General features: G+C 39.6%; 17 protein-coding genes. 16 read left to right on the plus strand and 1 reads right to left on the minus strand.

Features of this window, described 5'->3' with window-relative positions; genetic code table 11:
* Positions 1 to 218 precede the first annotated feature (218 nt).
* The 3 genes from secA to QYB95_RS01745 all read left to right on the plus strand — a co-directional run bounded on the left by secA (position 219) and on the right by QYB95_RS01745 (position 4,711).
* The gene (gene secA, locus QYB95_RS01735; RefSeq protein ID WP_301136529.1) at positions 219 to 2,723 is read left to right on the plus strand and encodes a preprotein translocase subunit SecA; all 2,505 of its coding nucleotides are present in this window, start codon (positions 219 to 221) and stop codon (positions 2,721 to 2,723) included.
* A 158-nt stretch (positions 2,724 to 2,881) separates the two neighbouring features.
* Positions 2,882 to 3,986 (plus strand): peptide chain release factor 2 gene (gene prfB, locus QYB95_RS01740; RefSeq protein ID WP_301136530.1). Its coding sequence is split into 2 segments (ribosomal slippage): positions 2,882 to 2,953 and positions 2,955 to 3,986, totalling 1,104 coding nucleotides; the frame shifts between segments, so codons are not numbered across the junction.
* A 326-nt stretch (positions 3,987 to 4,312) separates the two neighbouring features.
* Positions 4,313 to 4,711 (plus strand): YhjD family protein, encoded by a 399-nt coding sequence (locus QYB95_RS01745; RefSeq protein ID WP_301136353.1) that lies wholly within the window; start codon positions 4,313 to 4,315, stop codon positions 4,709 to 4,711.
* Here QYB95_RS01745 and QYB95_RS01750 read toward each other — a convergent pair.
* On the minus strand, positions 4,671 to 5,267 hold the full coding sequence (locus QYB95_RS01750; protein WP_301136354.1) for a competence protein ComK: 597 nt from the start codon (positions 5,265 to 5,267) through the stop codon (positions 4,671 to 4,673). The two genes, QYB95_RS01745 and QYB95_RS01750, sit on opposite strands and share 41 nt — an antisense overlap.
* Before the next feature lie 284 nt (positions 5,268 to 5,551).
* On the opposite strand from QYB95_RS01750, the gene QYB95_RS01755 reads away from it, so the two are divergent.
* The 13 genes from QYB95_RS01755 (at position 5,552) to QYB95_RS01815 (ending at position 23,480) form a co-directional block, all read left to right on the plus strand.
* The gene (locus QYB95_RS01755; protein ID WP_301136355.1) at positions 5,552 to 5,818 is read left to right on the plus strand and encodes an IDEAL domain-containing protein; all 267 of its coding nucleotides are present in this window, start codon (positions 5,552 to 5,554) and stop codon (positions 5,816 to 5,818) included.
* 161 nt (positions 5,819 to 5,979) lie between these two features.
* The gene (locus QYB95_RS01760) at positions 5,980 to 6,972 is read left to right on the plus strand and encodes a LacI family DNA-binding transcriptional regulator (protein ID WP_301136356.1); all 993 of its coding nucleotides are present in this window, start codon (positions 5,980 to 5,982) and stop codon (positions 6,970 to 6,972) included.
* Between the two features lie 179 nt (positions 6,973 to 7,151).
* Positions 7,152 to 8,576, plus strand: a complete 1,425-nt coding sequence (locus QYB95_RS01765; RefSeq protein WP_301136357.1) for a hypothetical protein — start codon at positions 7,152 to 7,154, stop codon at positions 8,574 to 8,576.
* The gene (locus QYB95_RS01770; protein WP_301136358.1) at positions 8,548 to 9,999 is read left to right on the plus strand and encodes an aldehyde dehydrogenase family protein; all 1,452 of its coding nucleotides are present in this window, start codon (positions 8,548 to 8,550) and stop codon (positions 9,997 to 9,999) included. Before QYB95_RS01765 ends, QYB95_RS01770 begins: the two co-directional genes overlap by 29 nt.
* Before the next feature lie 15 nt (positions 10,000 to 10,014).
* Positions 10,015 to 11,220 carry an iron-containing alcohol dehydrogenase gene (locus QYB95_RS01775; protein ID WP_301136359.1) on the plus strand — a complete coding sequence of 402 codons (1,206 nt, stop codon included), beginning with the start codon at positions 10,015 to 10,017 and terminating at the stop codon, positions 11,218 to 11,220.
* Positions 11,221 to 11,464: 244 nt separating this feature from the next.
* Complete coding sequence (gene uvrB, locus QYB95_RS01780) at positions 11,465 to 13,444, plus strand: excinuclease ABC subunit UvrB (protein ID WP_301136360.1); 1,980 nt, start codon at positions 11,465 to 11,467, stop codon at positions 13,442 to 13,444.
* Between the two features lie 5 nt (positions 13,445 to 13,449).
* Positions 13,450 to 16,317 carry an excinuclease ABC subunit UvrA gene (gene uvrA, locus QYB95_RS01785; RefSeq protein ID WP_301136361.1) on the plus strand — a complete coding sequence of 956 codons (2,868 nt, stop codon included), beginning with the start codon at positions 13,450 to 13,452 and terminating at the stop codon, positions 16,315 to 16,317.
* 152 nt (positions 16,318 to 16,469) lie between these two features.
* A complete protein-coding gene (locus QYB95_RS01790) occupies positions 16,470 to 17,672 on the plus strand; it encodes a DUF4097 family beta strand repeat-containing protein (RefSeq protein ID WP_301136362.1) in 1,203 nt (400 codons plus the stop codon).
* 537 nt (positions 17,673 to 18,209) lie between these two features.
* Complete coding sequence (ftsE, locus tag QYB95_RS01795) at positions 18,210 to 18,896, plus strand: cell division ATP-binding protein FtsE (RefSeq protein WP_301136363.1); 687 nt, start codon at positions 18,210 to 18,212, stop codon at positions 18,894 to 18,896.
* Positions 18,886 to 19,782, plus strand: a complete 897-nt coding sequence (gene ftsX, locus QYB95_RS01800) for a permease-like cell division protein FtsX (RefSeq protein ID WP_301136364.1) — start codon at positions 18,886 to 18,888, stop codon at positions 19,780 to 19,782. The genes ftsE and ftsX overlap by 11 nt, the downstream gene beginning before the upstream one ends.
* 75 nt (positions 19,783 to 19,857) lie before the next feature.
* Positions 19,858 to 21,168 (plus strand): murein hydrolase activator EnvC family protein, encoded by a 1,311-nt coding sequence (locus QYB95_RS01805; RefSeq protein ID WP_345783700.1) that lies wholly within the window; start codon positions 19,858 to 19,860, stop codon positions 21,166 to 21,168.
* 168 nt (positions 21,169 to 21,336) lie between these two features.
* Positions 21,337 to 21,921 (plus strand): peroxiredoxin family protein, encoded by a 585-nt coding sequence (locus tag QYB95_RS01810; RefSeq protein ID WP_301136365.1) that lies wholly within the window; start codon positions 21,337 to 21,339, stop codon positions 21,919 to 21,921.
* 116 nt (positions 21,922 to 22,037) lie between these two features.
* Entirely contained in the window at positions 22,038 to 23,480 is a 1,443-nt protein-coding gene (locus QYB95_RS01815) for a S41 family peptidase (protein ID WP_301136366.1), read from the plus strand.
* Positions 23,481 to 23,586: the final 106 nt, after the last annotated feature.

The raw sequence follows: 23,586 nt of genomic DNA on the forward strand, positions 1-23,586 counted from the left end.
TAGAATAATTTAACTGTGGCATATTAAACACCCATTAGTCAAAAATTACACACCCCTTGAGTACCCAAAATTTCAGAACGCAATTTTAAGAGAATCGTGTGTGCCAGGCACTCAGGTTCACAACAGATTTACATTGATTATGTGGTACGTACATTTGCACCGACTCTATAGGAAATGATAAAATGGAAATTGAGACTATATGGGAAGTGAAAAAATCCATGGCAAACATTTTAAATAAAATTTTTGATTTGAATAAAAAAGAAGTTAAGAAACTAACGAAGATTGCCGATCAAGTAGAAGCCTATGCTTCTCAAATGGAGCAATTAAATGACGAAGATCTAAAGGAAAAGACAACAGAATTTAAAGAACGCTATCAAAAAGGCGAAACAATAGATCAACTGCTGCCTGAAGCATTTGCAGTTTGTCGTGAAGCGTCACGCCGCGTACTTGGGATGTATCCTTTCCGCGTCCAAATTATGGGGGCTGCCACTTTAAATGAAGGTAATATCGCGGAAATGAAAACAGGGGAAGGGAAAACCCTAACTTCCACGATGGCTGTATATTTAAACGCGCTTACAGGCAAAGGTGTTCACGTTGTAACAGTCAACGAATATCTGGCAACTCGTGATGCAAATCAAATGGGTGAGCTGTACAATTTCCTTGGTTTGACAGTGGGCCTAAACTTAAACAGCCTGACAAAAGAGGAAAAACGAGAAGCTTATGCTGCAGACATTACATATAGTACGAATAACGAGCTTGGCTTTGACTATTTACGCGATAACATGGTTGTGTATAAGGAAGAACGTGTTCAACGTCCTCTGCATTATGCCGTAATCGATGAAGTCGACTCCATCCTGATAGATGAGGCACGTACGCCATTGATTATTTCTGGACAGGCGGGGAAAACAGCGCAGCTTTACGTTCAATCCAATATGTTCGTAAGCCGCTTGAAAGCCGAAGAAGATTTCACTTACGATGAAACTACAAAAGGCGTTACCCTAACGGAAAGCGGTATTGGGAAGGCCGAGAAAGCATTTGGGATTGATAATCTTTTCGATTTATCACATGTTCGTCTATTGCATGCGATAAACCAATCCTTAAAAGCTCATGTTTCCATGCATCGCGATGTGGATTATGTTGTGCAAGATGGCGAAATCGTCATCGTTGATGGCTTTACGGGCCGTTTAATGAAAGGTCGCCGCTACTCTGACGGGCTTCACCAAGCAATTGAAGCCAAAGAAGTGGTGGATATCCAAAACGAATCGATGACAATGGCGACGATTACGTTCCAAAACTATTTCCGTATGTATGAGAAGTTATCTGGTATGACGGGTACTGCAAAGACGGAAGAAGAAGAGTTCCGCAATATCTACAACATGCAGGTTGTGGTAATTCCAACGAATAAGCCAATTGCCCGTGATGATAAACCGGATTTAATCTTCGCTACAATGAACGGGAAATATAGTGCGGTAGCAGCAGAAATAGCTGATCGCCATAAAAAAGGGCAACCTGTTCTAGTTGGTACAGTTGCGATTGAAACATCGGAAATTATCTCCAATCTATTAGATAAACATAAGATTCCGCATAATGTATTAAATGCGAAGAATCATGAACGCGAAGCCGAAATTATCGCCAATGCAGGGAATAAAGGTGCTGTAACGATTGCCACTAACATGGCCGGCCGTGGTACCGACATTAAGCTTGGTGAAGGCGTCCTTGACCTTGGTGGACTGGCTGTTATCGGTACAGAGCGACACGAGTCGCGCCGTATTGATAATCAGCTGCGCGGTCGTTCTGGCCGTCAAGGGGACCCAGGGGTAACGCAATTCTATTTATCGCTAGAAGACGATCTAATGCGCCGCTTCGGTTCGGATAAAATGAAAGCGATGATGACTAGACTTGGAATGGATGATAACCAGCCGATCCAATCGGGTATGGTCTCAAAAGCGGTGGAATCCGCACAAAAACGTGTTGAAGGCAATAACTTTGACGCCCGTAAACGTTTGTTGCAATACGACGATGTGTTGCGCCAGCAACGTGAGGTTATTTATAAAGAACGTCGCGATGTACTTGAAACTGAAAACATGCGTGCACTTGTGGAGTCCATGATTCAGGAATCCATCGAAAATATTGTCGCTGTTCATACACAAGGCGATCAAAAAGATTGGAACCTAAAATCGCTGGAAGATTACATCCAAGCGAATTTATTGGAAGAGGGTGCCGTTAAAGCAAGTGACCTTGAAGGAAAATCGCCGGAAGAAATCATTTCCTTTATTTACGGTGAGGTTCAAAAACGCTACGATGAAAAAGAAGAAATGTTAAGTCCTGAGCGTATGCGTGAATTTGAAAAAGTCATTTTACTCCGTTCAATCGATACAAAATGGATTGACCATATTGATGCGATGGACCAATTACGTCAAGGGATTCACCTGCGTGCTTATGGACAAACCGATCCGTTGCGCGAATATGAGCAGGAAGGCTTTGCAATGTTCGAGGATATGGTCGCTGCCATTCGCGAGGATGTAACGAAATATGCAATGAAAGCCCAAATCCGCAGCAACCTGGAACGTGAAGAAGTTGCAAAAGGACAAGCTGTCAATCCAAAAGAAGAAGCAGCACCAAAGAAAAAGCAACCTGTTCGTAAAGCAGAGAATGTTGGCCGTAATGATCCATGTCCATGCGGCAGCGGCAAAAAATATAAAAACTGTCATGGTGCTGAATAAGCCCCCACGATTAGTTCCTCGAAATAATGCTTCTTTTAGGAGGCTATTATTTCCTTTACAAATGAAGAAACAAACCTTTGAACCGTAGTCATCTTTTCATCCTGATTAGATGATACGGTTCTCACCGGTTTAAATAAGAGTGCGGAGGATTTTAAATGATCGAATTATCGGAAGTAAGAAATGTATTGGAAACTACAGCCTCGAAATTGGCGGACTTCAGGGGGTCTCTTTGACTTAGAAAACAAAGAGGCACGTATTCAGGAACTGGATGAAATGATGCTTACGCCGGATTTTTGGAATGACCAAAACGGTGCCCAGACCGTCATTAATGAAGCAAACGGATTAAAAGCCATTGTCAATGAATTTAATGACCTTGTGACAACACAAGAAAATCTGGAGATGACATTGGAGCTTTTAAAAGAAGAGCCAGATGATGATCTTCAAGAGGAGTTAGGCAGCGAGCTGGAGGACTTCCAACGCAAAATGGACGGCTTTGAGCTCCAAATGCTTTTAAGTGAGCCTTACGACAAAAACAATGCCATTTTGGAGCTGCACCCAGGTGCAGGTGGTACAGAATCGCAAGACTGGGGTTCGATGCTGCTGCGTATGTATACGCGCTGGGCTGAAAAGCACGGCTTTAAAGTAGAGACGATGGATTATCTTCCTGGTGATGAAGCGGGGATTAAGTCTGTCACTTTGTTAATTCAAGGCCATAATGCATATGGCTACTTGAAAGCCGAAAAAGGGGTTCACCGTTTAGTTCGTATTTCACCTTTTGACTCTGCTGGAAGACGCCACACTTCCTTCGTTTCATGCGATATCATGCCCGAGTTCAACAATGAAATCGAAATTGATATTCGCACTGAGGATTTGAAAATCGATACGTACCGTGCAACAGGTGCCGGTGGTCAGCATATTAATACAACAGATTCAGCTGTTCGTATTACGCATATCCCGACTGGCGTGGTAGTATCCTGCCAAGCGGAACGTTCACAGATTAAAAACCGTGAAAAAGCGATGAATATGCTAAAAGCAAAATTATACCAACTTGAAATTGAAAAACAACAGGCCGAGCTTGATGCGATTCGCGGAGAACAAAAAGAGATAGGCTGGGGTTCCCAGATTCGTTCGTATGTCTTCCATCCATATTCAATGGTAAAAGATCACCGTACAACTTTTGAAACGGGGAATGTCCAAGGGGTAATGGATGGCGATTTGGATGATTTCATCAACGCTTATCTTCGTTCACGCATTGGTCAATAAATAAAAGAAATAAACCTTTTTGGCAAAGCTTAGTTCATTGCCAAAAAGGTTTAATTTATTTTGTGAGTTGGCTGTACCTACAGCACTCCTTCAGCTTTTATTTTTATTCCCTGTAATATCCTTCATTATGCACCTTCTTAGAAAAATAAAATTGGTTATATAGCAAAATTAATTCCTTATTTTATATAGATACTTCTTTCTCCTTGAAACAACCCTGCTGTTTTTGTTTAATTACCCATTAATTACCGCCATATCGCAATTGCATTATTTTTAATTTGTTGTAATATAATAATGAGAACAGATGTTCTATTGTTAGGAGGGATTTAATGGCACATATTCCCACTGAAGCTGTCCCAAATCTAGAATCAGCTATATATTTACCGATGCTGCTTATCGTTTTGGAAAAAGATCAAGCACAAATAGAAGCTGGGCAGTTTAAATTAAAACGTCCATATATCTATTTGATTGATGAAGCAAGAAAACTGGCTGAACATGATTTGAGAAAAACCAAGGCTTATCTAAAAAGTCATCAATTAAGAGTTGTTCAAGGTAAGCGGGACGAAATGTTTACAGAGTATCAATTTCATTATCGGCGGATAATGGATGTTAGAAGATATTCGAATATACGATTAAGAAATCATGTTGAAGATTTACTCAAGATGTACTTGAAAAAAGCGTCCAGTATCAATTCCGATCAAACGAATCAGGATCAGAAGGTCCAATAGGGTCAATCTTTTCAAAAAGTTCAGTAAGTTCTTGGGAGTGTATAGGCTTTGGAGGTTGAGTTAATTCGTTTCGGATGATGATTCTTTGTTGGGAAGCGTGTTTTTGAAGCATTGTTGCACATACGTATTGGGAGCAAAAAGACGCATAATTAATCGGAAGCACAAACTCTTTTCCGTCGATCAAGGTGATTTCTGTAAATTCTTTGTGGCGGCGAATGTTCGTAATGGCATGCAGGCCAACCCAGATGTTGTTTGGCGAAGTTGGAGAAAAGAGAGGGAAGAATACATTTGGTATTCCATCATGAGTAATTATGATAGGTAATTTGTGCTTTGCCTTTCCAAGGAAGGATTTTGAGAAGTTCTTTGCATGGTTATAGTTATATCCCAGGATTTCACAGGATTTTCTAACTATGTAAATAGGTTTTCGTTCAACAATAAATTCTCCATTTTTATCATAGACATGACAGTAAAGTTTTTCCCCGTTTTTAATAGGCATTATTAAATAGGTATTAAAAGAAATACGGTAAGACTCGATTAAAATAATGTTTTTAAGCATAATTACTCCTCCTTTTAATGATTTCATAATGCTATATAACCAATTTAATAAAATCATAATATGAATTTTTTACCAATGCAATTGGAAAAATTGACAAATTATTGAAATAATAAATCAGTAATATAATTACCATTTTTACTTGGAAAACAGTAGAAATCCGAATGACATCCTAAAAATGGGTAATTTTCCACTTTAGAATGAAAAAAACTATCTATTTTTCAGAAAATATTGCAAATTGACAATCAATTTTTTATAATAGAAAAAAGGGAATCGGGGTGATATCGATGGATAAATATTATTCATACACAGATTTTCTTAAGGCAGTTGGGAACTATCAACATGCAAACGAATCTGAAAAGTTATTGAATGACATTTATTTGGACTTGTTTTTGAACCGAATGCAGAGATTGCAAAGAATTGAGCAGCTGAAAGATCTCATCGATAATGCATTGGATGAAAAAGACAAGGAAGCTTTTTATAGGTACACAAAAGAACTAAGCGAATTACAAGAAACTCAAGAAATGGAAGAGACGCAAGAGTCCGTAATGTAAATGAAAAAAATATTTAAAAAGTCGCCATGACAGGTAGCAACCCTTATCCGCTCGGAGTAGGGGCTGAACTAAAGGCGACTTTTTTATATTTGGAATATAATATTAAAAAGCTTCGCTTTATAGTAAAATAACGCTAATAAGTAAAAAGGAGGAAGTTGTCTTTGGTATCATCAAAAGACGTTGCAAAATATGCTGGAGTTTCTCAAACTACAGTTTCAAGGGTACTAAATACACCCGAGTTAGTAAAACAACCTACCGTGGACAAGGTAATGAAGGCGATTCAGGAATTAAACTATATACCCAATGCTAATGCCCGTTCTCTCGTGCAAAAAAGAACCAATACGATTGTCCTTCTATCCGGGCCACTGCATAATCCCTTTTTTGTGGATACGACAACAGCAATTGTAAATTATGCAAATACAAAAGGCTATCGCGTAAACGTTCAATTTGTGAATGATGACAAGCTTACTGAAGCTTATGCAACAGCAATTGAACAAAAGGTTGATGGAATCATTTTATCTTGTATATTAATAGATGATCCGATATTTGAAAGATTGGAAAGCATGCATCTTCCTTTTATTACATATAATCGCAAACACAAAAACAATAGGCACTTTGTTGAAATTGATAATTATAAAGCGGGCTATCTGTCAGCGCAGCATTTAATAGAGCTGGGACATCGCAATATTGCATGGGTAAGCGGTCCATTAACTGTAAGCACATTTTATAACCGATATCATGGATTTTTAAAAGCACTGGAAGATTACAATATAAAAATTCCACAGCAAAATATTATTCATACAGATACCTCGAAAAATGAGGTAACAACGGCATTTAATGACTTGATGAGTTTTAAGTCGCGCCCAACGGCAATTTGTGCGGGTTCAGATTCATTGGCATTATTCTTGATGGATGATGCAGTTTCAATCGGCGTCAAAGTGCCTGAAAAATTAAGTATTATCGGAATAGATAATGTAGATATCAGCAAACATGCAGCAATCAGATTAACAACAATCGGCAGTATTTCAGAAGAAAACCTCGGTTATCTAGCTATTAAAAAGTTGATCGAATTGATTGAAAATAAAAAAAATGGTTGCGTGAAAATCACGGAATCTGTTAAAGTGTTTAATAGAAGTACAACAAGGGAAATATAAAACAGACTTTTTGGGAGTTTGTTTATATTTTAGGACAAAAATGAATACGTAACCATTTTGCAACTCTATTTTTTTAGTTTAAAATGGTTACGTATTCATACAAATTGCAATGGGGTGTAATCTATTTTTTTAGGGGCATTTGTAAGTGCTTACAAATGCAAAAGGGAGGAGAAATATTTATGTTATGGAAAAATCGGAAGTATGGTGAAGAATCACCACATATCCCAGCAGGTCCTTTTAAAGTTCGGCTGCCATTTATCCATTATCGTTTTGAATGGCCGGATTACGTTCAGGGGTTACTAATGTGTGCGGTCGATTTATCGGCAATTCCAATTTTGGTCGATCTATTGGGTATGCCATTTGAGGTCGCATTAGCAGTCATTGTATTAAACGGATTATTCTATCTCTTGCATCATTTACTAGGAGATCCAGCAGTGCCAGGATGGATAACGCCGGCGATTCCGTTAATTACACTTTACTGTACACAGTTTCCGGAGGGACCGGAGCGGGTACATTCACTGATAGCCTTTCAGATGACACTTGGTATATTATCATTGATTCTTGGTGCAACTGGATTAGCATCAAAAGTAGTTAGTCTTATTCCCTCGGCTTTAAAAGCAGGGGTTATTCTAGGTGCAGGTTTTGCAGCGGTTATTTCCGTTTTCAGTGTAGGCGGAAGATTTGAAAGTTTCCCATGGACGATTACAATTGCTGTTGGGATTGGATTTTATTTATTATTCTCAAAGCATTTTGTGAAGTTCCAAAAACGAAACGTACTTTGGGCGACAATAGGGAAATTAGGGATATTTCCAGTCATCATTTTAGCTGTTGTGATTGCCCCACTATTTGGTGAAGCATCTTGGCCGAAGATTGAATGGGGAATCTCTGCGCCAGATTTTGCAACATTATGGAATGAATACACAATATTTGGTTTAGGTTTCCCACCTGTTATGATGTTCATTACTGCTTTACCAACTGTATTAGCAGCATATATCGTATTATTCGGAGATGTATTGCAAACTAAAGCCCTGGTTGAAGAGGGGAGTTCTGTTCGACCGGATGAGAAGATTGAATATAGTGCGAGTCGTGCACATTTAATTTTTGGTATCAGAAACAGTGCAATGAGTATTTTAGGCCCGGACGTAACAATGTGTGGTCCTATATGGTCGGCAATGCAAGTGGTAATGGTTGAACGATTTAAAAAAGGCCGTAAAGCAATGGATTCATTCTTTGGAGGAATTGGTTCGTTCCGCTGGGGTACAAATACTGGATTATTCTTATTGCCGATAGTAAGTTTAGTAGAACCAATCCTTGGTGTTGCTTTAGCATTAACAATGCTAATTCAAGGCTATGTAAGTGTAAAAGTAGGAATTTTAGAGGCTCGTAGCCAAACAGACTTAGGAATTGCGGGAATTATTGGGGCAGTTCTGTGTATCAAAGGCGCTGCTTGGGGCTTTGCCGTAGGTATTTTACTTTGCCTATTAATATATGGCAAAAACTTCTTTAAAGGAGAAGTTGATAATACATTTACAAAGGATCAAACAAATCATGAATTTCAAGATGGAGGGAAAGAACATGAAGAACGAGAGCTTATCGAAGTCTAATACATTTGAAAAAAAATATTACGTCAATGGAGAATGGAAAACATCGGAGAAAGTAGCGGAGCTTTATTCTCCGTATACAAAGGACATTATTGCTTATATTCCACAAGCTGATCGCAGTGAAGTGGAGCAAGTAATTGATATAGCCCATGAAACAAGAGAAGAGATGGGGAAATTAACTGCCTATGAAAGAGCATCCATCTTGGAGCATATTGCACAACTTTTCCATGAAAACCGTACGAAAGCAGCGGAAATTATTTCATTGGAAGCATCGAAACCAATGAAATTTGCATTGGGGGAGATTGATCGTACAATCGAAACCTATAAATTTGCTGCCGAAGAAGCGAAACGTTTAACAGGAGAAATTATTCCTATGGATGCGGCGAGGAATGGGGCAAATCGTTTCGGTTATACAATCGAAGAACCACTGGGTGTCATTGGTGCTATTACGCCGTTTAATTTCCCGCAAAACTTGGTAGCGCATAAAGTGGGACCAGCGATAGCAGCAGGAAATACAATTGTGCTGAAGCCAGCATCTCAAACTCCGCTTTCTGCTTTATTTTTGGCGGAATTGATCGATCAAACTGCTTTGCCTAAAGGAGCATTCAATGTTGTGACAGGCAGCGGAAGAATTGTAGGAGATGCATTGGTTGAAAGTGATAAGGTGAAAATGATTACTTTCACTGGAAGTCCCGCGGTTGGAATTGGTATTCGCGAGAAAGCCGGCTTAAAAAAGGTAGCTTTGGAACTTGGTTCAAACTCGGGGTTAATTATTGATAGGGGCGTAGATTTAACGCAAATTGTACCGAAATGTGTAACTGGTGCCTTTTCAAATCAGGGACAAGTTTGTATTTCATTGCAGCGCACGTATGTAATGGATGAGTTATTCGACGACTTTATTGCTCAATTTGTTGAAGCGACGAAAAAATTGGTTGTAGGCGATCCACTTGATGAAAAAACAGATGTTTCTGCGATGATTCATAGTGCCGAACAAGAACGTGCACTAAGCTGGGTACAGGAAGCTATCGAAAATGGTGCTGAAGTAGTAACGGGCGGGGAAATCGAAGATGGTGTCTTCTTGCCGACGATTATTACAAATGTAGCAGCGCATTCAAAAGTTTCATGTCAGGAAGTGTTTGCACCTATTGTCATTGTCAATCGCATTTCCTCAATAGAGGAAGGCATTGATGCAGTCAATGATTCCAACTATGGCTTGCAGGCGGGGATTTTTACGAATGATATCCAGACTGCTTTCAAGGCTTCCAAAAAGCTTCATGTTGGTGGAGTGATTATCAATGATGTTCCTACATACCGTGTGGACCAAATGCCATATGGCGGTGTGAAGGAAAGCGGGACAGGAAAAGAAGGATTAAAATACGCGATCCATGAAATGACCGAAACAAAATTAGTCATCTGGAATCAATAAAAAGGAGTAGTTTTGATGGCCGAGAAAATTACATTGCCGCCTATCAGCTATACAGGATGGGGTTCTCTATCTAATCTGTTGGATGAAGTGAAAAGATTTAATGCAAAAAAAATTCTGGTAATTACAGATCCATTTTTATTGAATATCGGAATTACGAATAAAGTGACGGATCCGCTTAATGAAGATGGCTATGAAACAGAAATCTATTCGGAAGTTGTACCGGAGCCTCCATTGGCTGTTGGGGAAAAACTAGTAGCCTATACACGCGAAAATCAATTTGATATGGTCATCGGTGTTGGTGGCGGCAGCGCACTTGACTTAGCAAAGCTTGCTGGTGTTTTGGCTTCGCATGAAGGAAAAGTTGAAGAGTATTTAAATTTGACAGGTACAAAAAAAGTCGCGAAAAAAGGCATTCCGACCATTCTGATTCCTACAACATCCGGAACAGGCTCGGAGGTTACAAATATATCCGTGCTATCTCTTGAAACAACGAAAGATGTGGTTACACATGATTACTTGGTAGCAGATGTCGCAATTGTCGACCCGGCATTAACGATTTCCTTGCCGCCAAAAGTAACCGCTGCTACAGGGGTAGATGCATTAACGCATGCTGTAGAAGCATATATATCAAAAAATGCAAGTCCAGTGACGGATGCGCTTGCTCTGCAAGCCATTCGTCTAATCAGCAATTCAATTCGTACAGCTGTTTCAAACGGTGAAGACAAGCAAGCGCGAACAGATATGAGCTACGGTAGCTATCTTGCTGGATTGGCGTTTTTCAATGCCGGGGTTGCAGGTGTACATGCACTGGCCTACCCATTGGGTGGTCAATTCCATATAGCTCATGGTGATTCCAATGCGGTATTGCTTCCATATGTAATGGGGTATATCCGCCAAAGTTGCGAAAAACGCATGAAGGATATTTATGATGCAATGGGCTTTAGTTCTGTAAACCTTTCACAGGAACAAGCATCCTATCGCTGTGTAGCAGAATTGAAGAGATTGGTGGAAGATGTGAATATCCCGTCTACATTGCAAGGCTTCAATATTGCTGAAGAAGCTTTGGAAAGTTTGGCGACCGACGCAATAGAGCAAAAACGAATTCTGGCACGCAGTCCAATGCCTTTGCTTTATGATGATATTTTTGCTATCTATAAAGCTGCATTCGATGGAGAAATCGTAGAAATCAAGAATCACGAAAAGAAATTCATAACTTTATAAAATGATTGAGCATAACTCCAAAAGCAGCTAATCCTTGCTTTTGGAGTTTGTTTTATTTTAGTACCGTTTGTACCATACTAGAAAATAATGCTAAAAGTTTGGTTAAAACGATGATTATAGGCAAAATAAATACTATATAGCTACACTTGAACGAATTAGAATATACGTTCGCATATTTCTCGTAATTTTACAAGGAATATGCTAAAATGAATATACAAGATTTGGATGGAAGGACGAACGAAAAATGGCCACTTTTGACTTACAATCCTCATACCAACCGGGTGGTGATCAGCCGAATGCCATAAAAGAGCTAGTTAAAGGTGTTCAGGAGGGGAAACGTAACCAGACGCTGCTCGGAGCAACAGGTACAGGTAAAACATTTACAATCTCCAATGTTATAAAAGAAGTAAAAAAGCCAACGTTAGTAATCGCTCATAATAAAACATTGGCAGGACAGCTTTATAGTGAATTCAAACAATTTTTCCCCAACAATGCCGTAGAATACTTTGTAAGTTACTACGACTACTTCCAGCCGGAAGCGTATGTACCGCAAACAGATACATACATCGAAAAAGACTCCAGCATTAATGACGAGATTGATAAACTGAGACACTCCGCTACATCGGCTTTGTTTGAAAGAGACGATGTAATTATCATCGCTTCCGTTTCCTGTATTTACGGCTTAGGGAATCCGGAAGAATACCGGGAGATGGTTGTATCAGTCCGAACAGGCACGGAATTGGAACGAAATCAATTATTAAGAAAACTAGTAGACATTCAATATGAAAGAAATGATGTCAACTTTACCAGGGGGACATTCCGTGTAAGAGGAGATGTCGTGGAAATTTTCCCTGCATCCCGTGATGAAAAATGTCTTCGTGTAGAATTCTTCGGAGATGAAGTTGACCGAATTCGAGAAGTGGATGCTTTAACAGGCGAGATTTTGGGTGACCGTGATCACGTGGCAATCTTCCCTGCATCCCACTTCGTAACCCGTGAAGAAAAAATGGTAAAAGCCATTGAAAATATTGAAGTGGAGCTTGAGCATCAATTAGAAAAATTACGGTCAGAAGATAAACTTTTGGAAGCACAGCGTCTGGAACAGCGGACAAACTATGATTTGGAAATGATGCGTGAAATGGGATTCTGTTCAGGAATAGAAAACTATTCACGTCATTTAACATTAAGAGAAGCAGGTGCAACACCATATACATTGCTGGACTATTTCCCGAAAGACTTTTTATTGGTTGTTGATGAGAGCCACGTTACGTTACCGCAAATACGCGGGATGTTCAACGGTGACCAAGCAAGGAAAGGAGTCTTGGTTGAACACGGATTCCGTTTACCGTCTGCACTGGATAACAGGCCGTTAAGATTTGAAGAGTTTGAAGAACATATTAGTCAGGCTATTTATGTTTCTGCTACTCCAGGTCCATACGAACTCGAACACACACCGGAAATGGTTGAACAAATCATACGCCCGACAGGTTTACTCGATCCAACCATCGATGTTCGACCGATAGAAGGGCAAATTGATGATTTGATTGACGAAATCCACGATCGTGTTAGAAAACAAGAGCGTGTGCTTATAACAACCTTGACAAAAAAAATGTCCGAGGATTTAACGGATTATTTAAAAGAATTGGGTATAAAAGTAGAGTATCTTCATTCAGAAGTTAAGACACTGGAGCGTATCGAGATTATAAGAGAGCTGCGAAAAGGGACCCATGATGTTTTGGTAGGGATTAACTTGCTGCGGGAGGGATTGGATATTCCCGAAGTTTCTCTTGTCGCTATTCTTGATGCGGATAAAGAAGGATTTTTACGGTCCGAGCGTTCATTGATCCAGACAATTGGTCGTGCAGCCCGAAATTCCAACGGACATGTTATCATGTACGCGGATAATATGACGGATTCGATGAGAAAAGCGATTGATGAAACAAAACGCCGTCGTACAATCCAAGAAACTTATAACAAAGAGCATGGCATTACACCGCAGACAATTCAGAAAAAAATCCCGGAATTAATTCGAGCGACACAAGCGGCAGAAGCAGAAGAGACATACGTTACGAAAGTGACGAAGGGCAAGAAGATGACAAAGTCCGAAATCGAGAAACTGGTTGCGTCGCTTGAGGTGGAAATGAAGGAAGCCGCAAAAGCACTTGATTTTGAACGTGCAGCTGAATTGAGAGATACAATATTTGAATTGAAGGTTGAGGGATAATAGATTTGAAAAATACTGAAATCGTTGTGCAAGGTGCACGTTCAAATAATTTAAAAAATATTAATGTTACAATCCCGCGCGATAAGCTTGTTGTGGTGACAGGCTTATCTGGATCGGGTAAATCTTCGCTGGCATTCGATACGATATACGCAGAAGGGCAGCGCCGCTATGTCGAGTCCCTTTCCGCCTATGCACGGCAATTTTTAGGTCAGATGGATAAGCCGGATGTTGATTCAATTGAAGGGTTATCTCCCGCCATTTCAATCGATCAAAAAACAACGAGCAAAAACCCTCGTTCTACAGTAGGGACCGTTACGGAAATTTACGATTATCTACGTCTATTGTTCGCACGGATCGGCAAGCCCATTTGTCCGAACCATGGTATAGAAATTGCATCCCAAACCATTGAACAAATGGTCGATCGATTATTGGAGTACCCTGAAAGAACAAAAATGCAATTGCTCGCGCCGGTAGTTTCCGGACGTAAAGGTGCTCATGTAAAACTGCTTGAGGATCTAAAAAAGCAAGGATATGTACGAGTACGTGTAGACGGCGAAATGCAGGATCTGGACGACTCGATTGAACTGGATAAAAACAAAAAACACAATATCGAGGTTGTTATAGACCGTGTTGTTCTGAAAGAAGGCATTTCATCGCGCTTATTTGAGTCTCTTGAAGCCGCTTGTAACCTTGCGGATGGAAAGGTATTAGTGGATGTTATGGAGCATGAGGAGTTATTATTTAGCGAACATCATGCCTGTCCGCTATGTGGATTTTCAATAGGTGAACTAGAACCGCGCATGTTTTCATTCAATAGTCCATTTGGGGCATGTCCTTCATGTGATGGACTTGGGTCGAAACAAGAAGTTGACTTGGACTTGTTAATTCCCGACTGGGAGAGAACGTTGGAGGAACATGCCATCGCCGCATGGGAACCCACAAGCTCACAGTACTATCCGCAGCTTTTAAAAGCGGTTTGTACGCATTATGGAATTGCAATGGATGTCCCGGTTTCCCAACTGCCAACTAGCCAGATGGATAAAATTCTATATGGATCTGGTCATGAAAGGATTCACTTTTACTATGAAAATGAATATGGCAGTGTTCATAACAAAGAGATTCAATTTGAGGGTGTTGTTCGCAATATCGAGCGACGATTCCGTGATTCGACTTCGGATTATGTTCGGGAGCAGATGCAAAAATATATGACCGAACAGGCATGTCCTTCATGTAAAGGCTATCGTTTAAGACCCGAGACACTAGCGGTGAAAGTAGAAGGTTTACATATTGCAGAAGCTACTCAGCATTCAGTTGGTGATATGTATGGGTTTTTCTCCAATTTAACACTTACAGAAAAAGAAATGCAGATCGCCAAGCTCATTATCCGTGAAATAACAGAGAGACTAAGTTTTTTAATCAATGTTGGATTGGATTACCTGACTCTTTCCCGATCAGCAGGTACATTATCAGGTGGAGAAGCGCAAAGGATTCGACTTGCCACACAAATTGGTTCACGTTTATCGGGAGTCCTTTATATTCTGGATGAGCCATCTATCGGGCTCCATCAGCGTGATAATGACCGTCTTGTGGCGACAATGCAGGATATGCGTGATTTAGGAAACACATTGATTGTTGTTGAGCATGATGAAGATACGATGATGGCTGCCGATTATTTGATCGATGTTGGACCAGGGGCGGGTGTCCATGGTGGTGAAATAGTAGCTGCCGGTACGCCGGAAGAAGTAATGAACAATCCAGCATCCATTACCGGACAATATTTAAGCGGCAAGAAATTTATTCCGCTTCCAATTGAGCGTCGAAAGTCTGATGGACGAAAGATTACTATTAAAGGTGCTACAGAAAACAATTTGAAAAATGTGAAAGTCGATATTCCTTTAGGGCAGTTTGTTGCTGTGACAGGAGTTTCGGGATCAGGCAAATCCACGTTGATCAATGAAATTCTATATAAAGCACTTGCTCATAAATTAAATCGGGCACGTATAAAACCAGGTGCGCATAAAGAAATCACGGGAATCGAGCATTTGGAAAAGGTAATCGATATCGACCAGTCTCCAATCGGTCGAACACCTCGTTCGAATCCGGCAACCTACACAGGTGTATTTGATGATATCCGTGACCTTTTTGCATCGACAAATGAAGCAAAAGTTCGTGGTTATAAAAAAGGACGCTTCAGTTTCAATGTGAAAGGCGGGCGCTGTGAAGCATGCAGCGGGGATGGGATTATCCGAATCGAGATGCACTTCCTTCCAGACGTTTATGTACCTTGTGAAGTATGCCATGGAAAACGTTACAACCGTGAAACATTGGAGGTGCGATACAAGGAAAAAAATATAGCTGAACTATTGGATATGACCATTGAAGATGCAGTGGTATTCTTTGAGAATGTCCCAAAAATCCAAAGAAAGCTTCAAACAATTGTAGATGTAGGGCTTGGCTATATGAAGCTGGGACAACCTGCAACCACTCTATCAGGTGGTGAAGCACAGCGGGTAAAATTAGCATCCGAATTACATCGTCGTTCTACTGGGAAATCCATCTATATTTTGGATGAACCGACGACTGGGCTTCATGCACATGATATAGCCCGCCTTCTGAAAGTATTGCAGCGTTTAGTGGAAAATGGCGATACAGTTTTAGTCATTGAACATAACCTGGATGTTATTAAAACGGCCGATTATTTAATTGACCTAGGACCAGAGGGTGGAGAAAAGGGCGGCACGATTTTAGCCACGGGTACACCGGAAGATATCGCGGCGAATGAACAGTCTTATACAGGGCGCTATTTGAAGACGGTTCTGGAACGGGACCGAAAACGAATGGACGCTTTGCTGGCAGAGGCAACGAATAAATAATAATTAACTTTGTATTGAAGTTTCTGTGAATTTTATCAGAAATAATTTACTGATCCAGTAGGTAATTGTCGAAATTTAAAAGAAGATATTGAAACTTTTTGCCCTCCCTCGGCGTATAACTAAGTATACAAATCGAGGGAGGCTTTTTTATTATGGAAAACGAACGTAAACGCATTTTAAAGTTAGTTGAAAATGGAACAATCACGGCTGAAGAGGCAATTGTTTTACTTGAATCGTTAACTAAAGAACAAAACTCCACTCAACATACAATCGTTCCTCTAGCAAAGAATACCGACGAAGAAGGAAATGGTGCAGCTCAGCAACAAACAAATAGCGAAGAAAAGAAATCTACAACCGGCTTTGAGGACATCTTTGGCAAAGCATTTAATAATAAAGAAGCAAACAAAAAAATGGATGAATTTATGAATGATTTAAAACAAGATTTATCTCAATTTAGTGATCGAGTAATGGGATTGATGAACACAACCTTTACTAAAATCAAAGACTTCGATTTAGAATTTCCATTTGGTGAAAAGGTACAGTTTGATAAATCCTATGCCTTTGAAGCAAATGAAGTAAAGGGCATTGAGATTGATATGCCAAACGGGAAAGTGGAACTTGCTAAATCGGATGTTGAACAATTGCTAGTGGAAACACATGTGAAAACGTCGCTTGTTGAGCATGATGAGGAAAAAACAAAAGCTCTATTTGAAGAAAAATTTGTAAACTTAACGAATGAGAAGTTAACAATTTCTGTTTCGCCAAAGCTATCGCAAGTATCATTACGCCTGCTCGTACCTGAAAAATTATACGATCTTGTCTTAATTCGTCTATTGAATGGCGCCGTGACGGTCCAAGACCTGGATGCGAAGCTGCTAAAAGTGAAAACGTATAATGGCGCCGTAAAAGTGGACGATTCTTCGTTCCATCATGCCAATATTGAAACCGGTAATGGGGCGATTGAGCTTCGCCATGTAAAAGGTGAAGATCTAGAGGCAGAAACCGTAAATGGACGCATCTACATTGACGGAGAACTTCAAGAAGTGGAAGCAGAGTCTGTGAATGGCGCAGTTGTTATTACAACAAACGCAAAAGATGCACGTAAAGTAAAAGCGCAAACGGTAGCAGGTGCAGTCGAACTGTATGTACCTAAATCTCTATCACTGGATGGACAAGTGGCAACAAACTTCGGAAAAGCGGATATAGGTTTACCAGACGTGGAAACAAGAGTAGAGGAAGATCAATTCTTCCTTAAAACCTACCACTTCGATAAAATCATCGACAATGCCGATATCTTGAAACTAAATGGTGAGTCTCGAACGGGCACAATCATCGTTCGATACATCGCAGAATAACCTTGAAAACGAATCGCAAACGCGGTTCGTTTTTTGTATGGCAAAAATCAAGAAGTAAAGAATTACTTCCAGTTTGTTTTATGAAACCTGTATAGTTAATAGTAGGCTCTAGTTGTCTAATTAGAGACTGCAAGGTGACACTTCAACTCACAATCATCTCTGAATTGTCAAATAAAGCTGTAACGTGCCACTTCCCATCATCAATACTCCTGATATGTCCATTCAAGACTTGTGTCGGGGTACTCCTACTTACAATCTATTTTTTCCAATTACACTGCTAATTTTTTCATTAGTATATACTCTAAAATTCAAGTTGATTATAAAAAGGAATTTTTGTCTATTTATGGAATAAGAGAAAGAGGGAAGCAGAAATTTAGTTCTTTCCTCACGCAAAATGTGTATATTTTTTTAAAGCTTCACCTCGTATCAATAAATATGAAATGAAAATGTAATAAAATCTGCGAGAATGAGTGCTATAATGGATGGTGAGTGAAAAAATCTAGTTAATAGAAACTTGAACTTAGGTGGTTTTATTTAATGATTCAAATGAATAACGTGGTGAAGAAATATCCAAACGGTGTTGTTGCCGCAAATGGTATTTCTGTTGATATAAAAAAAGGTGAATTTGTCTATGTAGTTGGCCCCAGTGGTGCCGGTAAATCTACTTTTATAAAATTAATGTATCGTGAGGAAAAGCCTACTTCTGGAGATGTCGTCATTGCGGGAATGAACTTATCGAGTCTTAAAAATCGACAAGTTCCGCACTTAAGGCGTCAACTAGGGGTAGTTTTTCAAGATTTCAAACTACTTCCTCGTCTAAATGTCTATGAAAATATTGCGTTTGCCTTGGAAGTTATAGAGGAAAACCCGAAAGAAATCCGAAAACGGGTGATGGAAGTATTAGATTTGGTTGGTTTAAAGCATAAAGTTCGAATGTTCCCAAACGAGCTTTCGGGTGGGGAACAACAGCGTGTTTCCATTGCTAGATCGATTGTAAATATGCCGAAAGTCGTTATTGCGGACGAGCCTACAGGGAACCTGGATCCTGAAACTTCTTGGGAAATTATGAACATTTTCGAAGAGATTAACGCACGTGGGACAACAATCGTCATGGCAACCCATAACCGTGAGATTGTTAATACAATCAGAAAACGTGTAATCGCCATTGAAGGCGGCTTGATTGTCCGTGATGTATACGGAGGTGACTACGGCTATGAAGGGTAGAACAATCCGACGACACTTTCGTGAAAGTATAAAATCACTTGGCCGAAACGGCTGGATGACGTTTGCATCCATCAGTGCCGTAACAGTGACCCTGTTATTAGTAGGCGTCTTTACAATCATCATGATGAACTTAAACAAAGTGGCAGATGATATCGAAAAAGATGTCGAAATTAAAGTTTTGATTGATATTATAGCCGATCCTGCAGAAGCAAAAGCCGCTGAAGCTACACTTATGGAAGAAATCAAGAATATGCCGGGGGTTGCAGAGGTCGTTTATTCATCCAAAGAACAAGAACTAGATTTATTGGTTGATAGTTATGGGGAAGATTTGAGTCTATTCGAACAAAGTAACCCATTAAACAATGTTCTTTATGTTAAAGCGTCAGAACCTCAACAAACAGTAGATATCGCAAAGAAAATAGAGAAATTCGATAATATAAGTGAAGTTAAGTATGGAGAAGAAAAGGTTGGTAAATTATTCAGCTTCTTGAATACAAGTCGAAATGTTGGCCTCGTCCTTATCCTAGGTTTGCTCTTTACAGCCATCTTCTTAATTTCCAATACAATTCGAATTACAATCATTGCTCGTAGAGATGAGATTGAAATTATGAAACTGGTCGGAGCAACGAATTCCTTTGTTCGAATTCCATTTGTCATCGAAGGTATGTGGCTTGGAGTTTTAGGCTCGATTGTTCCAATGACGGTAGTCTCTATTGTTTATGCCAATATATTTAAAATTATAGAACCAAAACTAAACGGTGAATTATTACAGTTGCTAGATGTAACGCCACTACTTTATCAAGTCAATGCATTAATCCTTGTAATGGGTATTTTAATCGGGGTATGGGGCAGCTTTATGTCGGTTAGAAAATTCCTGAAGGTCTAACTATGCCAGCATTGCGAAAAAAGTAGAATAAAAAAGTAGAATCCTGTGTAAGAAAGTGGAAAGGGGTCTTAATCTGTGAAAATAAGTAAAAAGCCAATACGAACTTTAATGACTGCTGCTGTCCTTGTGCTTGCTATCCAAGGACCAGCTACATATGCTGCTAGTTTATCAGATTTGAAAGATGAGAAATCTGAGGTAGAGCAAAAGAAGAATCAATTAAATAGTGAGATCAAAGAAAAAACATCCGAAATTAATACAATCGAAGCTAAGCAAAAGACATTATTAGAGCAAATTACAGAATTAACTGATGAAATTACAAATACAAACAATCAAATCAGTAAGGTAAAACAAGATATCGAAGTAACCGCTGGTGAGATAGAAACATTGAAAGCGGATATTGTTGCACTGCAGGAAAAAATTGACCAACGTAATGAACTGCTTGCAGAACGTGCCCGTGCGCTACAAGCAAATGGTGAAGTTAGTTTTCTGGATGTGCTGCTTGGTGCTAATAGTTTTGTAGATTTCATCGATCGGTACTCAGCCGTGAATACGTTGATGGATGCCGATCGTCAAATCATGAAAGAACAAAAAGAAGATCAGAACAAGCTTGAAGAACAAAAAGCTGCTTTGGAAAATAAAAAACAAGAACTGGAAACTAAAAAAGCGGAGCTTGATAGTTTAAAAGCATCTCTTAATTCGCAAAAAGAAAAGAAAGATAATTTAATAGATGAACTGGAAGCTCAGCAAAAAAAGATTGCAAGTGAAAAGTCGGTATTAGAGGAACGATATGAAGAAGCAGTAGAAATCAGCGATGAAATTAATGCCCAAATCGCTGCGGAACAAAAAAGACTATTAGAAGTTGCTCGTCAACAAGAAGAAGCTAGAAAGGCAGCAGCTGCAGCAGCTGCAGCAAATAATGCAAATAATAATAGCAGCGGCAATAGCGGCGCTTCAGCACCTGCAGTTTCGGCTGGAAATTGGACAAAACCCGCGAATGGTCGTTATACAAGTCCTTATGGCGCACGTATTCACCCAATTTCAGGAACTTATAAATTCCATTATGGAATCGATATTGCAAACGGTACAGGAACTCCTATAGTTTCAGCGGCAGACGGAGTGGTTACATATGCAGGACGTCTTTCTACATATGGTAATGTTGTAATGGTTACACATTCGATTGATGGACAGATCTTCACTTCACTTTATGCGCATCTAAGCTCAATTAATGTAAGTGTTGGAACACAGGTATCAAAAGGTCAACAAATTGCAGGAATGGGAAGCACAGGAGCTTCAACTGGCTCTCACTTACACTTTGAAATTCACGTGGGTACATGGGTAAAACAAAGTGTTGGTAGTGTCAATCCATTAAATTATATTTCTCTATAGTAGTTATCAAAGCAGGCTAGGACATGTTTGTCGCAACTGGCCTGCTTTTATTGTGTCTGTTAGCAACAAATTATTTCTTAATATTCGACATTTATGATATTCTGATGGAGGTTATGTAATAGAAAGTTACACGAAAAGTTTTTACTCTTTAATCTTGGAGGGTGGGAAATGAAAAAGAAAGCAATTGGGCTTAGTGTAGTAATGATTCTTGTAGTTATTATGCTAGGCACTTATATAAAAAATCAGATAGAGGCAAGTGAAGCAATTTCTGAACAGGCAGTCTCCTATGAAATGGACTTGAATCAAGAAGAGGGGCTTGAAAAAGGACAAGTTGCCCCAAACTTTACTTTGCAAACATTAACCGGTGAAACTTTTACTTTATCAGAATTAAAAGGAAAGAAAGTCATTCTGAACTTCTGGGCGAGCTGGTGTCCACCTTGTAAAAAGGAAATGCCCCATCTTCAAAAGTATTATGAAGAAAATGCACAAGATGATAATGCAGTCATTGTTGGCGTAAACATTACCCACGCAGAAAGATCGGTGGATCAAATTAAAACTGTACAGCAATTTGTAGATAGTTTTGACCTCACATTCCCAATCCCGCTAATGGAGGAGGAGGGGGTCGACAAGCTTTATCAGATTATTACCATTCCTTCGACTTTTATGATTGATACGGAGGGCCGCATACAGCGCCAGATCGTAGGACCGCTCGATCAAGAAGCTTTAAGAGATTATGTGAAGAATTTGGATTAATCCATTACATGTATCTGTCCTTAAATTAATAAAATATCCTATTAAATATAAAAATCGGCTTTTCAAAGTGTTATCCCTTTTTGTTTTTTCATAGAGTGAACGAGAGGGGGTAAACAATGAGGAAAAGTCGATTTTTTTTATTAATTGGTGCCGTTTGTATAATAATAGCTGGCTTTATTTTTTGGCAAAACTCGAAGCAAATCGGGGTTGGTGGAAAGGATGTCAGCGATGTTGCTGTCATTGACCAAGCCTATTCCCTTATCACGGAAAACTCGGTATATGGGACGAACGAAGCCGCATTAATCGAAGGGGCAATAAGAGGAATGGCCGGAGCGATTAAAGACCCGTACAGTACGTACTATACGGAAAAAGAAGCGGCCCTGCACAGGCAATCCTTAGCTGGACAACGCGTTGGAATAGGGATTGAAATTACGGAAAAAAACGGGAAATTCATTGTTGTTGCACCTGTAAAATCTTCTCCAGCTGAAAAAGCAGGAATTCGTCCTTATGATGAAATTGTACAAGTAGATGAACAACGTCTTGAAGGGAAAACAATTGGCGAGCTGATGCAATTGATTCAAGGGGAAGCTGGTAAAAAAGTTAATCTCGTCTTATATCGACCAAGTACGGAACGACATATTAAAGTTAGTGTTGAACGGGCGGAAATCAATAATGATACAGTCGCTTCAAAGGTGCTGAAAGTGGATGAATCAGATATAGGCTATGTATCTATTTCTATGTTCGGAGAAAAAACGGCCGAAGAATGGGTGGAAAAGACAACAAAATTAATCAGTGAAGACGTTGAAGGCCTTATAGTCGATCTTCGTGATAATCCAGGCGGATATTTACATAGCGTAGCAGCTGTTGTAAGTAGCATTGAGAAGGATAATACCGTCTTTGCCTATATGCAAAACGGTTCAGGGGCCATGGAGCCTTTAAAGACATCAAAACTGGAAGTGGATGATTTTTATTTAGATAAAATGAAAAAACTCCCAATTGTTGTTCTTCAAAATGAAGGTAGTGCATCTGCAAGTGAAGTGATGGCAGGGGCAGTTCAAAGCTGGGAACGTGCATTGATTGTTGGATCAAAAAGCTTCGGAAAAGGAACTGTTCAAGAAACCTGGGGACTTGAAAATGGGGGAGAACTAAAATTATCGACAAATAAATGGCTCACTCCGGAGAGACAATGGATTCATGGCAAAGGCATCCAAGCGGATATCGAAGCAGAACAGCATCCTTTATTTTCCCTTGAAATTATTCCGTTAACTGGGGAATATGCTGAAGGTGATTTTAAGGAAGAGGTTGCATACACACAGAAAGTACTAAGCGGACTTGGCTATAATATTACTCGGACAGACGGATTCTATGATGAAGATACGGCAGAGGCGGTTGTCCTTTATCGGGAGAAAAATGAACTGAAAAAAGGACGCCACATGGATGAAGAATTCTTTGCGAGTATCCGGGAGCAGGTTATTTCATATAAGGAAAATGCCGAAAATGATGAGCAATTGAACATGGGGATCAGTGTAATGATGAATCGCTTAAAAGGGGATATTTAATTTTGTGAACGAGTCCTCTTGATAGTGGGTGCAAGTTTGCAAGAAAAATACAATTTTATGCCGAAATAGTTAGATTCTATCTACGCAATTGATTGTTCGTTTGATA

This window comes from Ureibacillus aquaedulcis, from assembly GCF_030418165.1.
In the GTDB taxonomy this organism is placed as follows: Bacteria; Bacillota; Bacilli; order Bacillales_A; family Planococcaceae; genus Ureibacillus; species Ureibacillus aquaedulcis.